Origin of the sequence: Usitatibacter rugosus, assembly GCF_013003965.1 — a bacterium.
GTDB classification, from domain to species: Bacteria; Pseudomonadota; Gammaproteobacteria; order Burkholderiales; family Usitatibacteraceae; genus Usitatibacter; species Usitatibacter rugosus.
In genome coordinates this window covers 2,434,141-2,447,688 of sequence record NZ_CP053069.1, presented here as the reverse complement: position 1 = coordinate 2,447,688, position 13,548 = coordinate 2,434,141, and the positions used below count along the sequence as shown (strand labels likewise).

The following is a 13,548-nucleotide window of genomic DNA, read 5'->3' as shown; positions in this document are numbered from 1 at the left end:
GGACCGTGAACCAACGCGGCGCGCTGTGTATTTGCGAATGGGCGTCGTGCCCGGCCGCTCAACTTGATCGTTAGATTGCACCTCGAGCCATGACCTTAGTTCCGAAGACCTACGCTGAGATCGACGGCTTCGTCACAATGCTCGTGGCCGCGTGCGAAGACGCCGCAATGAACGAAACACTCGAGATGCTCCTGTCCGCTCCCGACGACCGTCGCAAGGCGGTCATCCGCGAGTTACTCGAGCGTTTCCGGACGAGCGGGGTGCCGCAATCGCTCCACGACGCATTCGTGTGTCTCCTGGATGACGCCGTGGCCGGGAAGGCGTACGAAGTCATCTTCCAGTGCAAACGGGGTGAACGCGGTGCAATCTAACAACGCGTTGGAGCGGACCGTGAACCATCGTGGCGCGCTGTGTCTTTGCGAATGGGCGTCCTGCCCGGCCGCTCAACTTGGTCGTTAGCTGGCATGAAGGAAACGCAGTGCCCCTTGTGCAATGGCGCTCTCGAAGTTCGAGACGTCGCTCCGTGCCACGAGTGCGGCGGAGACCCTGTGGAGCTGGCGCACTGGCGCGACGAGAAGCACCACTTCACGGAATACGAGGTCTTTTCGGGGCTTCGGCTAACACTCTGCAACTTCTGTGACGTCGACTTTTCCTCCTACAATCCCGAGTTCTTCGGTCTGCCGCCCAAGAGCAAGCTCGGCCTCTCGAAAATGAACGTTTCTCGGGCTGTTTCTGATGCATCGCCAGGCATCGACAAATTCTGCAGCCATTGTGGCTATCGGCTCGCCTTTCTCCGGTTCGTCCAACGGGCCCGTGAGTTACATGCCAGCTAACAACGCGTTGGAGCGGACCGCGGACTACCGTGGGCCGCACCCTGGTTGCCAACCGGCGGTTGGCTCGCTCTGCATGCGGCAAGCGGCATCGTGGCCGGCCGCTCAACTCGGTCGTTAGACAGCATGAGTCACACGGTGTACCTGTATCACCCGACTATCCGTCAGACGCACGCCGATGGCGATGCGTTGGACGACGGCGAAAAGATCGGACTACCCACCTCTATTGTCGACGCATTCATCGCGCGTCTATCGAGCTTTGGCTACGCCCCTGAAGGCGCATCGTCCGGCAGGCGCAGCTTCGTGAAGCTCGCGGGCGGAAGCACCATCACTGTCGCAGTTCACTCCTCCGAAATATCATTCACCGTGCCGACGTCGGACAGCGGAAGCGATGCCGTATTTGAAGCGCTGCAGGATGCCTGCGAACTGTCTGACGGCGGGGATCTTGAGCCCTATGACCCGCAAACCGAGGAGTGGCTCAATGCTGTCTAACAACGCGTTGGAGCGGACCGTGGACCATCGTGGCGCGCTGTGTCTTTGCGAATGGCCATTGGGGCCGGCCGCTCAACTCGGTCGTTAGAAGGCCTACGCGAAGCAATGCGACTCTCTCAGCTCGCACCCGCATCGATCCTCTTGGCAGCCAGTTTGGTCGCAGCTCAGCAACCGCGGCCTCACAATTACGTTCCGCCCAATGGTTACGTCCCCGATGCCGAAACCGCAGTGCAAATTGCGGTTGCTGTGTGGAGTCCAATTTACGGTCGTGACAAGATCGAGCAGGAAAAGCCCTATAGCGCAGTGCTGAAGGGTGACGTTTGGACAGTGGTCGGCTCACTACCCTCCGCTTACCAGCTGGGTGGAGTCGCCGAGATCGAAATCTCAAAGAAAGATGGTCGCGTCTTGCGAGTGACTCATGGCAAGTAGGCCTTCTAACAACGCGTTGGAGCGGACCGTGAACCATCGTGGCGCACTGTGTCATTGCGAATGGGCATCGTGCCCGGCCGCTCAACTCGGTCGTTAGGCGCTACGCCGCAGAGAGTTAGGCGATGAGCCGTCGAAAATTCCAATCGGTCAACGGGGACTTCGTGAGCCGCATTAATGCAAAAGCGCAGCGCCCTGCGGGAGGCTTTGAACGTGGGGGCATCGATGGCGCGCAGTCTCATCCAGCGACGCGAATTGATAGGCCGACGCTCCGATCAAGAGATGCCTTGAGCATCGATCTAGAGGCGGCGAGGCCTAACAACGCGTTCGAGCGGACAGGAGTGTGGCCAACGCGCTCCGCGCTTTGGCCACCTGCCGCTCAACTTGTAAGTTAGGTTGCAGCGCGAACGTCTCCGAAAATTTCATCGATGAGAAGAATTTCACAAAGACTTCTGCTTACCTATGCCATCACCTTGGTAGCAGCAGTGGTGTTCGTGGTGCTTACCGTGCAGGTCTCGGGGGCCTTTGCCACCGGGCTCATATTCACCGTCATGTTTGGCGTCGCAGCTCTAGTCTTGGTCGCATGCCCCAAGTGCGGCAAATGTGTCCTGATTGGAGCCCAGAAGGCATTTGGAGTCACCGTCAAAAGTCATGTGCTCATCCTCTTTCCGGTACCGAAAGAGTGTCCAAAGTGCGGCCACAAGCTATAGAGCAACCATGCGACTGCAACCTAACAACGCGTTGGAGCGGACCGTGAACGGTCGCGGCGCGCTGTGTCTTTGCGAATGGGCGTCATGCCCGGCCGCTCAACTTGGTCGTTAGATTGCACCCAAACACCGTGGCTCCGAAGATCTGTCCAAAGTGTTCGACCGATTTGCGGTATCTGCCACCGCCCAAGCAAACCGGCACCCTTGCGTGGATCGGCGGCGAGTTTGCGGGCTGGATTGTCGCGGCCCTCACCGCGGGCGCAGTGTCATGCGCAGTCGATGCGAAGTACGCCCTATCCTCAGTCTTGGGCGGCATCGCAGCGGTGGCGATTGGCATTCTCATCTTCCGTACTCGCGAAAAGCAGCCCCCGGGCCCTGGCCTGTTTCATTGTCCAAAGTGCCAGTACTACTATCGACCGGAGCGCCTTGAGGGAGGGGCAGGTGCAATCTAACAACGCGTTGGAGCGGACCGTGAACCATCGTGGCGCGCTGTGTCATTGCGAATGGGTGTCGTGCCCGGCCGCTCAACTTGGTCGTTAGCTGGCAATGAGCGCTCCAACTACGGTCGCCTCACTTCTCGCCCTCGCCATGCTGCTGGCATCTGGCCCTTCCTTGGGCGACGACGAGCACGCCAAGCGCGCCAAGGTCCCGAGCAACGACATGCGACGAATCGCGGGGGAGCTGTTCCCCGACAAGTGTGGCTGGAGCGGCGAGCGCTGCACGCTCGTCTATGACGCCCGTGGTTGTCCCCTCCAGTTCATAGTGTCCTTTCCACTCGACGAGAGAGTCTCCGGGGAGCCTTCCGCAGCGTGGGTCACGGTCAATCCCCGTGGTGCTGTGATCGAGGTTGCATCCACCAAGGGCAAGGAGTGCCGCAATGGCATTGCCAGCTAACAACGCGTTGGAGCGGACCGGGGTACATCGTGGGCCGCGTCTGCCCGCGGCACGGGCGTCGTGCCCGGCCGCTCAACTTGGTCGTTAGAACGCACCTTGACTGTCGACCGTGGTGCACCCACAAGCGTCCGAAACGCCGTAGTTCTACTCTGCGCCTCGATCGCCATCGGTCTCGCCCAATTGCCCATCGATCTGTCGCGAGCACCAAGTCGTCTGGATATTTTCGTTGTTGGCCCAACGATTGGCTTTGCGACCTGCGTGTTCATTGCAGCTCGCCGCAGGAACTGGGCCCGATACCTGCTCTTGCTTTGGTTCCTCGGCGGCCTGATCGTAGATGATCTGTACCCCGAGAACCTTGAGGAGTCTGCCCTTGCGATCGGGGCATTCTTGGTGCGCACAGCCTGTGAAGCTGTGGCAGTTTACTGGCTGTTCACGGGCGAAGGAGACCGGTGGTATGAGTCGAGTCGTGAAGGTGCGTTCTAACAACGCGTTGGAGCGGACCGTGAACCATCGTGGCGCGCTGTGTCTTTGCGAATGGGCGTCGTGCCCGGCCGCTCAACTTGATCGTTAGACGTCAACATGAGATTCCCGGAGCTGGAACCGCTGCTGGTGAAGGTTGCGCCGTTAGAGCGTTCTGCCGACGCATCTGACATTTGGGAGTCCGTTAGTCGTGCCGTGAGTACGGCGACCACACCCGCAATGGCGCAGAGCGCCTGCGACAAGGTCATCACCATGTGTCATCCCAAAGCCTGGGGCGATCGCTATGTGACTGGCTTTGACTCGATTGGTGGTTGGAATGCTTTCCTCGGCGAGCTTTCCGATATAGCGACCGTTTGTGGTCAACGCATTTTTGAGAATCATGGCAAGGTCGGAAACTGTTGACGTCTAACAACGCGTTGGAGCGGACCGTGAACCATCGTGGCGCGCTGTGTCATTGCGAATGGGCGTCGTGCCCGGCCGCTCAACTCGGTCGTTAGACAGCACCAAATGAACGCTTCCGCGAGACGATCATTGTGGTGGTTGCCCGGTCCTCTATTCGCTATTGTGCTGACGGGCCTAGCCTTCCTGGGCAACGTGGGCCCGGGAGCTTTCGCCCTTGTCTGCGTAGTTGTCATACCGGGGTTTATGTTCTTGGTGCCAATGATTCAACTTGTCCTTCTCGGCACCGCGTCATTTCGCGGAAGATATGGTGCGGCGTGCGGATTAGCTTTCGCAGCCGTTTTCGCCATTCTGGTTGCGGCCATCTTTTCGGGCGCATTTAGCTTTTGGTGATCGCGCTGCAGAATGGTGCTGTCTAACAACGCGTTGGAGCGGACCGTGAACCATCGTGGCGCGCTGTGTCTTTGCGAATGGGCGTCGTGCCCGGCCGCTCAACTTGGTCGTTAGATTGCACTTGGATCCATCTCCGCCAAATCTCAAGCTAGCACCGAGCGCACGAGCTGTGCTTGAGCAGCTTAAGTCCACGAGCGGACTGAGCCGCCCCGTCTTTGCGTTGTGGTGGGCCGTCGGGGCGCAGGAGGGAAATGCTGAAACGGGCGAATGGCGCACGCTCGATCCACACTGGGGCCTGGGGTGCTATGACTCAGAAACGCTTCCTGAACAATTGCGAATCGTGGAGATTGACGGATTTCCATTCACGTACGGCTCGCCGAGCGATCACCTTCTTGATGGTGGGACTCTTCACTTCACCAATGGGCTGTTCAGTGTCGAGAAGAGTGCAATCTAACAACGCGTTGGAGCGGACCGTGAACCATCGTGGCGCGCTGTGTCTTTGCGAACGGGCGCTGTGCCCGGCCGCTCAACTCGGTCGTTAGGCATCAAGGGAACGTCGGTGAAACGGACGATCATTGGACTAGCGGTCATCGCCCTGATTGCCGCGACTGTGGCCTGCGTCTGGGCGGGATATCCACCGTTCGAGTCCAAACCGCTCCGTCAGGCGCTCGGCGTGCTATTCCTGATCCCATTCCCAGTCCTACTTCTTACGGGGTTGGCGGCGCATGCGGGAAAGGACGTGCTCTTCTTTCTGGCCTTTACCCTCGTATCGGTCGAGTTGTTGTTTTGCTGGGGGATCTGGCGAATGGTTCAAAGTCTGCGGCAGCAGGCCCGTGATCGGAGCGCCGGTATATAACGATGAATGGCTTGATGCCTAACAACGCGTTGGAGCGGACCGTGAACGATCGTGGCGCGCTGTGTCGTCGCGAACGGGCATCGTGCTCGGCCGCTCAACTCTGTCGTTAGAAGGCAGCATGACGGCGAAGAAGTTTGCGATCATCTCCGTCCTCGTGGCGACTGCGCACTTCCTATTGACATGGGGTGCCGCAATTGCGAGCGGAAGTCCCGCCGCAGATGGGACGCGGACCTCGCTGTTTGCGACCTTAGCCTGGCGCGTTTCCCAAGTCCTGTTTCAGCCGTTAACCTCTCTCTGGGAACCGGCTCTGCACTTCCCGAGAGCTCAGGCCTTCGCGTTGGTCATGGCCAACAGTGTGTTTTGGGGAATCGCCATTGCACTGGCCGTTGTCTTCGTACAGACACTAAGAGGTCGAAATAATGCTGCCTTCTAACAACGCGTTGGAGCGGACCGTGAACCATCGTGGCGCGCTGTTTCCTTGCGAGTCGGCATCGTGCCCGGCCGCTCAACTCGGTCGTTAGACAATGACGACGCAGCGGCGAACGATTTGGATCGTCGTTCTAGCGACACTTGCGTGGATGCCGTGGATTGCAGCGCGGTGGTATTTCTACGAGCACGGCCAGCACATGCAGCTAGGTTTCTGGTGGCGGGTGGCAATGGTCGAAGGCGCAGTGGCCGCATCAATTGCGGTGGGGCTGTGCGTGGTCGGAATCCGCCAGCGCCAATGGAACCTTCTGATCGTCCTATCCACGTGTGCGGCACTTTGGTTCATCGTGAAGTACCTGCCCCTCGCAGTTGAGGGCTTGCTCAGGTCTTGGAGGGTCATTGTCTAACAACGCGTTGGAGCGGACCGTGAACCATCGTGGCGCGCTGTGTCTCTGCGAATGGGCATCGTGCCCGGCCGCTCAACTCGGTCGTTAGGCTGCAGGAGATACAGTGTCGAACATGACCATCGTCGCCCGCATCGCGACGCTCACTGACGACCTTGAGAAGGGGCGAACGACGTTGGCCGCATTTGCTAGCGAGCTCCTTGGCCACGCGGAGGCATTGGAGGGCGTGCCATACCCTCAACTTAAGCAAGTTCAATTGGCGCGGGCCCAGATCCTTCATGCCGTGGGCCAAAAGCAAGATCATCTTGTAGACGTACCTGCGTTGGTCAGCTGGGTGCGCGGTTGGGTCCGCGATGTACCGGTCGATGCAGCCTAACAACGCGTTGGAGCGGACCGTGAACCAGCGTGGCGCGCAGTTTCTTTGCGAACGGGTATCGTGCCCGGCCGCTCAACTTGATCGTTAGATTGCGCCAGACGTGCTGAATTTGAACGTCATCGAAGTAGGGACCTATCACGCGCATGGGTCGCACGGCCTTAGCGCGTCCAGCACGCACTTGCCGCTCGAAGCTCACTTCGAGGCGGAGTCCTTTCCGAACGCACTCGTCCTCGAGGGAAAGTGGCAGACGCATTCTGATCGCCCTGCCTACGCATTCCGCGTCGAGCTCAGCCGAGACCATACGTCGCAGTCCCAGGCCGACGCCACCGTTACCGCAACCGGCGTTGGTGTTCTCTCCGGGCGCATGTCGATGCGCGGGCCGACTCTTGAGCTGCTTGCCAGTGACTCTTCATCCGGAAGTCAACTCAGTGCGCGCTTCGTGCCTATGGAGAAATCGCGCACCTACGAGATATCGGGCATCGTCTCTTTCAAGGGGCAGTACTGGTTTCCGTTTCACTTCCGCGCCGTGCCATTGGAAACGGCATTGGCCAAGGTTGTGGCCCTTCCGAAGAGGTCGGCATAGCAATGGCGCAATCTAACAACGCGTTGGAGCGGACCGTGGAAAATCGGGGCGCGCCTCTCAGGCGCGAAGCGGCAGCGTGTGCGGCCGCTCAACTTGGTCGTTAGGCATCCGAGTCGGCCATGGCAGACCTATTTGTCGAAGAGCTCCGAAGATTCATTCTGACCTACGCAGAACATGATCCCTCCTGCCCAGGGATTGATGCGAACTCCTGGCCCGATCAGCGAAGGGTCTGCTCGTGTGGCTTGGCACCGCGGTTGGACGAGCTGCTGGAGCAGCTCGAGGGCAAACTATCTCGATCTCAAACTTAGTGGGAGACTCGGATGCCTAACAACGCGTTGGAGCGGACCGGGGTACATCGCGGGCCGCGTCTGGCCGCGGCACGGGCGTCGTGCCCGGCCGCTCAACTCGGTCGTTAGGCATCACCAGTGTACGGATGGGGCGCATCCTTTGAGTTCTTGGAAACGACATCGCAGTCGGAGCGGTTCCGCATCCTTGCAGATCTATCCGCGCAGATTGAGGGAGCCTCGCCACAATTTAATGGAAGCCCTGGCTTCTCCGTCACCATGGATCGCCGGGGTCACGTTGAGCTGGTCATATGGAACCCCATGAAAACCTGGCCAGCGCAGCTCGCGCTGCGGCGATTCGAGAGGAGTGGCGCGCTTCGAGTTTCGAAGCCAGCAGACTTTTCCGCGAATGTCGACGAAGGGGAACGGGAACGTGCGACATGGTGATGCCTAACAACGCGTTGGAGCGGACCGTGAGCCATCGGGGCGCGCTGTGTCTTTGCGAACGGGTGTCGTGCCCGGCCGCTCAACTTGGTCGTTAGGCTGCAGGAGATACAGTGTCGAACATGACCATCGTCGCCCGCATCGCGACGCTCACTGACGACCTTGAGAAGGGGCGAACGACGTTGGCCGCATTTGCTAGCGAGCTCCTTGGCCACGCGGAGGCATTGGAGGGCGTGCCATACCCTCAACTTAAGCAAGTTCAATTGGCGCGGGCCCAGATCCTTCATGCCGTGGGCCAAAAGCAAGATCATCTTGTAGACGTACCTGCGTTGGTCAGCTGGGTGCGCGGTTGGGTCCGCGATGTACCGGTCGATGCAGCCTAACAACGCGTTGGAGCGGACCGTGAACCAGCGTGGCGCGCAGTTTCTTTGCGAACGGGTATCGTGCCCGGCCGCTCAACTTGATCGTTAGGCGTCACGGAGGCAGCGTGGACAGCGAAACGTTGAAAGCGGGAATCGCGGCACTTGCGGCGGTAGTTGCTGTGATTAGCGCCATCCTTGCGCACCGTGCCAAGGTTCAAACGCGTGGAGATCTCTTCGAGGGAGAGCGAAATGCGCTTGTGCTCGCGATGGCCGAGAACGACGGGCGGTGTCATCACTTGGCCATCCAGGAGGCGTTTGCTCGCGCGGAGCTCGCTCGCATACACCCCTTAATAGGTGAACCAGCTCTTGTCGAAGAGCACTCCGAGTGGCTTAAGCGTATCCCCGAAGCCGCGTCGTTCGCCTCGGTGTTGCAAAGCCGAGAGTACACAAAAGACAGTCTCGATTCGCTCTCCTACACCGAAAGGGGCCTCAGTGTGCTTCGTGTTGCGCGAAGAGGAGAGCAGCTCATTTCGCAGTCTTTGAGTCCACCGACTTACGACTTGATATTTTCCGGGCTCACCGCCTTTGTTGCGCGATGTGAGAAGAAGTCCCCGTGACGCCTAACAACGCGCTGGAGCGGACCGTGAACCTTCGTGGCGCGCTGCGTCGTTGCGAATGGGCGTCGTGTCCAGCCGCTCAACTCGGTCGTTGGGCGTCATCGAATACCTCGTGAACGCACCCATCTCCTTACTGGTTCCGTGCGGGATCATCCTCGTCGCGAGCATCCCCCTCATGCTCGGACTCGTCCCTCCCAATCGGCTCTACGGTTTCCGGACGCGGGAAACCCTTGGCAATCGCGACCTTTGGTTCCGAGCAAATCGTTTTGCGGGGTTCGCACTCTTCGTGGCTGCAGGGGCGAGCTCGATCGTCTTCCTGGTTCAGCCCGAATATGCATCGGGGAGATCTCTAGCTGGCCTGCTCGTACTACTGCTGCCGCTCGTCACAGCCATCGCGGCTTGCTTCGTCTATCTTCAACGCTTGCGCAGTGGCGGGCCGAGATGATGGACCTGCAGCCGCTCGTCGCGTTAGTGCTTGCTGCCCTGACGGCCGCAACGGCTTTAGCGGTTCCCGTCTACTTCGGTAATCGAAAGCCTGGCTATAGCCATCTTCGACATACGATAAGTGAGCTCGGTGAAGTAGGCTCGCCAGTTGGGGCGCAGGTGTCCTATGTCGGGTTTGTGTCGATCGCACTCCTGCTTTGGCTCTTTCTGGTTGTCGCGGCGCAATCGGCCCCAGGAGGATCAAGCGAAGTGTTTTGGATGCTTTCGCTGGTTGGCGTGGGCTACTTTGGCGGCGCGATATTCCGGTGCGATTCTGGCGCCCCAGCTTTCGGCACATGGCGCAATACTCTCCACAATGTCTTTGGTGCCCTTGGATACCTCGGGGCGGCAGCCGCCTTCTCGACGCTCAGGTTCAGCTCATACTGGGCGCCGCTTTCCGATGTCATGGGGTACGCCGTTCCACTCGTGCTCGTTTGTTTGTTGGGTTTGAGCTTTCCTCACGGATTCCGCGGCCTGATTCAGCGCGTCGCCGAGACGACAATCTTCGCTGGCGTGGCCGGGATGGGCTTTTGGGTGTATCGGGCGGGCGCCTGACAACCGGTAGCAGCGGACGATGAGAGGTAGAGTGCCAAGACACGAACGTCAGCGTAACGCCACTGAACCGGGACGTTAGGCCAATGGAATTCGCACTCCAGCTTTTGCCGCTCCTGTTCTTGTTTGGTCTTGTCGCGGCCCTTGTTCGCGTATCAGGCCACGTACTCGCCAGAACGAAGATCGAGTGGGGGCATTGCCTCAAGTACGCGGCGATTGCGGTGTTGCTCCTGCTGCCGTTGCGCCTCATCACGGCTCAGATGGGGTCGGGCGGGGTTTGGTTTGGTGCACTTCTCGCCGTTGCCGTCCACGCGGCCGTTGGCGCGTTCTATCTTGGGCCGCGCGTATTGACGAGCAACGGTTCTCGCCTCGGTCCTATAACCGGAGCAAAGGTTGCATGCGGCGCAGCGTTCCTGGCCATTGGTTCTGCGATCTTGCTGGTTTTCGCACTACGAGCGCTTCGTGCAATCTTGCAGCAATAGCGGGCCAAGGCTTAACAACGCGTTCTACCTCGACAAGAACAATCGTGTTGATGCCGTGTACCTTAACGTGGAGCTCAAGTAGTTGAGCAGACGCCTCACAACGCCTCGAGCGAAACCGTGAAATACGATCAATTCAGAGTACTTTCGATTGCGACTGTCCTTTCGCTCACGTGCATGAGCGCCTTTGCACATCAGGCCTCGGATGCGGCCATCACGTCGAAGGCGCAACCGACGCCCGCTCCACTCCAGGACGCGAGTCGCGAAACTCCAGCCGCAACGAAGTCACGTCTACCCTGCGAGGCCTTTACGCGCCCGCCGGCGAAAGCGCATGACCCCAACGCGCTTGCCTTCACCTTCGACCAGCTTGACCACTGGTATCGGGTACCCGGCGAGTTCACGCATCGCCTCGATGGCGACAAGTACGGGTTCGAAACGCTCTCGTTCATCATTTCTGAAACGCACCCTGGCGGCGGGCCCGGACTTCATGTGCACGACACAGAAGAGGCGCACGTCTTGCTCGCCGGCACTGCCCAGTACCGGATCGGCGACCGGACATTCACCGTCCAGGCACCTTACGTAGCCAAGGTGCCGGCCGGCGTGCCACACACGTTCATCAACGTTGGGACCGAGCCGTTCAACCTGGTCGCGGTGTTCGCTACGAAGCATCCCAGCACCACAAGAGTCGGCCCCAATCCTTTGGTGGCCGCGTGGGAAAGCCGACACGGAGGACCTCCTTGCGGCACGGCGAAGTGACCCGCATCGCACAACCGTGTTTGAGCACCATCACCAGGCGTTCGGAGGAAACACTGTGGCCCGTCAAATCGTATTCACGCCGAAGGCAGCCAAACCGCCGGCGACGTACAGCCAGGCAGTCAAGGCCGCTGGCCTGGTGTTCGTCTCAGGCACGGCCCCCACTGATCCCATCACGGGTGCCTTGAGTGGTTCCACTATTCAAGATCAGACCCGACAATGCCTGGCCAACATACAGGCGATCCTCGAGGAAGCAGGCAGCTCCCTCGACAAGATTGTCAGCGCGACGGTGGTGCTGGCTGACGAAGATGACTTCGCCGGAATGAACGAGGAGTGGCTCAAATGGTTCCCTTCCAATCCGCCAGCTCGCCAAGGGGCCAAGCTGCCCGTGCGCATCCCCGGTTTGAAAGTCTCCATTGCGGCGATCGCCGAGGCCTAGCGATGCGTTGGAACGGGCCGTGGAGAATCGCACTAGCGTTCGTGTCTGGAATCGCCCTTCAATTGATCGCAGCCACGGCCCTTGCACAGGCCACTCAGCCGGCGAGCGCCGCGAAGCGCTTGGTTGGAACGTGGCGGCTTGTCTCGATCACCGAAAGCCGGCGTCAAGAGTCTCGCGGAGAAAAGCCTACCGGCCTCATCTACTACGACGACAAGGGCAACATGGCCGTGCAGATCATGCCCGATCGCCCGCGCGCGAAATTTGCAGGCACGTCACCGACGCCCGATGAGGCAAGGGACGCGATCCTGGGGTACACAGCCTACTTTGGGACCTACACCGTTGACGAGAAGCTGCAAACGGTCACCCACAACCGCGCGGGTAACATCGACCCGAGCGGGCTTGGCGACTTCGTAAGGCGTTACGAATTTCTGTCCGAGGACAAGATCGTCCTCAGGCCGCTCGAGACCAAGGGCGGCTTGACCTGGGAGCGCGTGAAGTAATGGGATTGTTGACCTTCAGTATCAACGTCACCCTGGACGGCTGTGTCGACCACCAGGAAGGAATCGCCGACGACGAGACACACGCCTTCTTCACCCGCCTCATGGACGAGAGCGGGGCAATGCTGTGGGGCCGTGTCACCTACGAGATGATGGAGGGCTACTGGCCAGCCGTCGCCCGTGGCGACGCGGAGGCACCGCCGGCGTTGCGCGAATGGGCGGTCAAGCTGGAGGCCAAGCCGAAGTACGTGGTGTCCTCGACGCGTAAGGACTTCCCCTGGACCAACAGCCACCCCATCGCCGGCAACCTGCGCACGGGCGTCCAGAAGCTCAAGGATGCGACCCCGAACGGCGTGCTCCTCGGTAGCGGCAAGCTTGCGGCCGAGCTGGACCGGCTGGATCTGATCGACGAGTACAAGTTGCTCGTCCACCCCAGGATCGCCGGCCACGGCCCGACCCTGTACGAGGGAGGGCTGCCCAGCACGCGACGGCTAGAGTTGCTCTCGGCGAAGCCGCTCCGCGGCGGCTCGGTCGCAATGCACTACCGGCGCGCGCGCTGATTCGGAGATCTACGATTGACCACTGAGAACAGACGACATGCAATTGGCGAGTCCACCTTGGCTGCTATTACTGGCGGCACAGGTACTGCCGTTGTAGAGAGCCTCAAGGACATTGCCCCCGATTTGGCGGAGTGGATCATTTCCTTCTCATACGGGGATGTGATGTCACGCCCAGGCTTGGACTTGCGATCGCGCCAATTCGCCACCATTGCGGCCTTGACTGCCATGGGTACAGCGACGCCGCAGCTGAAAGTGCATATCCATGGCGCCCTCAATGTCGGTTGCCAGCCGCCGGAGATCATCGAGGTCATCCTGCAAATGGCGGTATACGCCGGATTCCCGGCAGCCATAAACGGGCTCAACGTTGCCCGCGAAGTGTTCCAAGAGCGCGGTGTTGCGGTCGGCACCTGACATGGCGGTGTTGGACTCCGGACCATTTTTCCACGGCACAAAAGCGAAGCTGCAGGTGGGTGAGTTCCTGACGGCGGGTTTCAGGTCAAACTATCGCGACACGGTCGTGATGAACCACATCTATTTCACAGCCTTGGCAAAGGGCGCCGGACTTGCCGCGGAAATAGCAAAGGGCGACGGGAAGCCAAGGGTCTACATCGTCGAACCCACTGGACAATTCGAAAACGACCCGAACGTGACGGACAAGAAATTTCCGGGTAATCCGACACGGTCGTACCGAAGCAGGTTGCCTCTGAAAGTCATCGGAGAGCTGGAGAGCTGGGAGCCTTACGACCCGGAATTCATCCGCCAGCTCAGGCGTCGCATCGAAACCGGCATGGGTGAGATCATCAACGACTGAG

General features: G+C 59.8%; 20 protein-coding genes. All 20 read left to right on the top strand.

Annotated features, from left to right (window positions below; all coding sequences use genetic code 11):
• Positions 1–89: 89 nt before the first annotated feature.
• The 20 genes from DSM104443_RS11540 to arr all read left to right on the top strand — a co-directional run bounded on the left by DSM104443_RS11540 (position 90) and on the right by arr (position 13,547).
• Positions 90–371 (top strand): hypothetical protein, encoded by a 282-nt coding sequence (locus DSM104443_RS11540; RefSeq protein WP_171092358.1) that lies wholly within the window; start codon positions 90–92, stop codon positions 369–371.
• A gap of 177 nt (positions 372–548) precedes the next feature.
• Complete coding sequence (locus DSM104443_RS11535; protein WP_171092355.1) at positions 549–833, top strand: hypothetical protein; 285 nt, start codon at positions 549–551, stop codon at positions 831–833.
• 135 nt (positions 834–968) lie between these two features.
• Positions 969–1,322, top strand: a complete 354-nt coding sequence (locus DSM104443_RS11530; RefSeq protein ID WP_171092352.1) for a hypothetical protein — start codon at positions 969–971, stop codon at positions 1,320–1,322.
• Positions 1,323–1,373: 51 nt separating this feature from the next.
• Positions 1,374–1,751, top strand: a complete 378-nt coding sequence (locus DSM104443_RS22185) for a YbbC/YhhH family protein (protein WP_425509587.1) — start codon at positions 1,374–1,376, stop codon at positions 1,749–1,751.
• 1,250 nt (positions 1,752–3,001) lie between these two features.
• Positions 3,002–3,349: a hypothetical protein gene (locus tag DSM104443_RS11520; RefSeq protein WP_171088932.1), complete on the top strand. Its 348-nt coding sequence runs from the start codon at positions 3,002–3,004 to the stop codon at positions 3,347–3,349.
• 579 nt (positions 3,350–3,928) lie between these two features.
• Positions 3,929–4,231, top strand: a complete 303-nt coding sequence (locus DSM104443_RS11515) for a hypothetical protein (RefSeq protein ID WP_171092348.1) — start codon at positions 3,929–3,931, stop codon at positions 4,229–4,231.
• Positions 4,232–5,595: 1,364 nt separating this feature from the next.
• Positions 5,596–5,910 (top strand): hypothetical protein, encoded by a 315-nt coding sequence (locus DSM104443_RS11510; RefSeq protein WP_171092346.1) that lies wholly within the window; start codon positions 5,596–5,598, stop codon positions 5,908–5,910.
• A 512-nt stretch (positions 5,911–6,422) separates the two neighbouring features.
• Positions 6,423–6,683, top strand: a complete 261-nt coding sequence (locus tag DSM104443_RS11505; protein ID WP_171092342.1) for a hypothetical protein — start codon at positions 6,423–6,425, stop codon at positions 6,681–6,683.
• 100 nt (positions 6,684–6,783) lie between these two features.
• Positions 6,784–7,266, top strand: a complete 483-nt coding sequence (locus tag DSM104443_RS11500) for a hypothetical protein (protein ID WP_171092344.1) — start codon at positions 6,784–6,786, stop codon at positions 7,264–7,266.
• An 850-nt stretch (positions 7,267–8,116) separates the two neighbouring features.
• Positions 8,117–8,377, top strand: a complete 261-nt coding sequence (locus DSM104443_RS11495) for a hypothetical protein (protein ID WP_171092342.1) — start codon at positions 8,117–8,119, stop codon at positions 8,375–8,377.
• Between the two features lie 104 nt (positions 8,378–8,481).
• Positions 8,482–8,973 carry a hypothetical protein gene (locus DSM104443_RS11490; protein WP_171092340.1) on the top strand — a complete coding sequence of 164 codons (492 nt, stop codon included), beginning with the start codon at positions 8,482–8,484 and terminating at the stop codon, positions 8,971–8,973.
• Positions 8,974–9,031: 58 nt separating this feature from the next.
• Positions 9,032–9,418: an SdpI family protein gene (locus tag DSM104443_RS22180; protein WP_425509584.1), complete on the top strand. Its 387-nt coding sequence runs from the start codon at positions 9,032–9,034 to the stop codon at positions 9,416–9,418.
• Entirely contained in the window at positions 9,415–10,011 is a 597-nt protein-coding gene (locus DSM104443_RS11480) for a DUF998 domain-containing protein (RefSeq protein WP_171092336.1), read from the top strand. The genes DSM104443_RS22180 and DSM104443_RS11480 overlap by 4 nt, the downstream gene beginning before the upstream one ends.
• An 83-nt stretch (positions 10,012–10,094) precedes the next feature.
• A complete protein-coding gene (locus tag DSM104443_RS11475) occupies positions 10,095–10,490 on the top strand; it encodes a hypothetical protein (RefSeq protein WP_171092335.1) in 396 nt (131 codons plus the stop codon).
• 174 nt (positions 10,491–10,664) lie between these two features.
• Positions 10,665–11,243, top strand: a complete 579-nt coding sequence (locus DSM104443_RS11470) for a cupin domain-containing protein (RefSeq protein WP_171092333.1) — start codon at positions 10,665–10,667, stop codon at positions 11,241–11,243.
• Positions 11,244–11,298: 55 nt separating this feature from the next.
• Complete coding sequence (locus DSM104443_RS11465; protein WP_171092331.1) at positions 11,299–11,679, top strand: RidA family protein; 381 nt, start codon at positions 11,299–11,301, stop codon at positions 11,677–11,679.
• 62 nt (positions 11,680–11,741) lie between these two features.
• Entirely contained in the window at positions 11,742–12,179 is a 438-nt protein-coding gene (locus tag DSM104443_RS11460) for a lipocalin-like domain-containing protein (RefSeq protein ID WP_171092329.1), read from the top strand.
• Positions 12,179–12,736, top strand: a complete 558-nt coding sequence (locus DSM104443_RS11455; RefSeq protein ID WP_171092327.1) for a dihydrofolate reductase family protein — start codon at positions 12,179–12,181, stop codon at positions 12,734–12,736. The genes DSM104443_RS11460 and DSM104443_RS11455 overlap by 1 nt, the downstream gene beginning before the upstream one ends.
• A gap of 15 nt (positions 12,737–12,751) precedes the next feature.
• Positions 12,752–13,147, top strand: coding sequence for a carboxymuconolactone decarboxylase family protein (locus DSM104443_RS11450; RefSeq protein WP_171092325.1), 396 nt, complete (start codon positions 12,752–12,754; stop codon positions 13,145–13,147).
• A gap of 1 nt (position 13,148) precedes the next feature.
• Positions 13,149–13,547 (top strand): NAD(+)--rifampin ADP-ribosyltransferase, encoded by a 399-nt coding sequence (gene arr, locus DSM104443_RS11445; RefSeq protein WP_171092323.1) that lies wholly within the window; start codon positions 13,149–13,151, stop codon positions 13,545–13,547.
• The last annotated feature ends 1 nt before the right edge of the window (position 13,548 follow it).

Excerpts from the sequence above, each read along its gene's own strand:
- DSM104443_RS11540 (WP_171092358.1), top strand. The coding sequence starts at position 90 with ATGACCTTAGTTCCGAAGACCTACGCTGAGATCGACGGCTTCGTCACA.
- DSM104443_RS22185 (WP_425509587.1), top strand. The coding sequence starts at position 1,374 with ATGGCCATTGGGGCCGGCCGCTCAACTCGGTCGTTAGAAGGCCTACGC.
- DSM104443_RS11520 (WP_171088932.1), top strand. The coding sequence starts at position 3,002 with ATGAGCGCTCCAACTACGGTCGCCTCACTTCTCGCCCTCGCCATGCTG.
- DSM104443_RS11515 (WP_171092348.1), top strand. The coding sequence starts at position 3,929 with ATGAGATTCCCGGAGCTGGAACCGCTGCTGGTGAAGGTTGCGCCGTTA.
- DSM104443_RS11510 (WP_171092346.1), top strand. The coding sequence starts at position 5,596 with ATGACGGCGAAGAAGTTTGCGATCATCTCCGTCCTCGTGGCGACTGCG.
- DSM104443_RS11505 (WP_171092342.1), top strand. The coding sequence starts at position 6,423 with ATGACCATCGTCGCCCGCATCGCGACGCTCACTGACGACCTTGAGAAG.
- DSM104443_RS11495 (WP_171092342.1), top strand. The coding sequence starts at position 8,117 with ATGACCATCGTCGCCCGCATCGCGACGCTCACTGACGACCTTGAGAAG.
- DSM104443_RS22180 (WP_425509584.1), top strand. The coding sequence starts at position 9,032 with ATGGGCGTCGTGTCCAGCCGCTCAACTCGGTCGTTGGGCGTCATCGAA.
- DSM104443_RS11480 (WP_171092336.1), top strand. The coding sequence starts at position 9,415 with ATGATGGACCTGCAGCCGCTCGTCGCGTTAGTGCTTGCTGCCCTGACG.
- DSM104443_RS11475 (WP_171092335.1), top strand. The coding sequence starts at position 10,095 with ATGGAATTCGCACTCCAGCTTTTGCCGCTCCTGTTCTTGTTTGGTCTT.
- DSM104443_RS11470 (WP_171092333.1), top strand. The coding sequence starts at position 10,665 with ATGAGCGCCTTTGCACATCAGGCCTCGGATGCGGCCATCACGTCGAAG.
- DSM104443_RS11455 (WP_171092327.1), top strand. The coding sequence starts at position 12,179 with ATGGGATTGTTGACCTTCAGTATCAACGTCACCCTGGACGGCTGTGTC.
- arr (WP_171092323.1), top strand. The coding sequence starts at position 13,149 with ATGGCGGTGTTGGACTCCGGACCATTTTTCCACGGCACAAAAGCGAAG.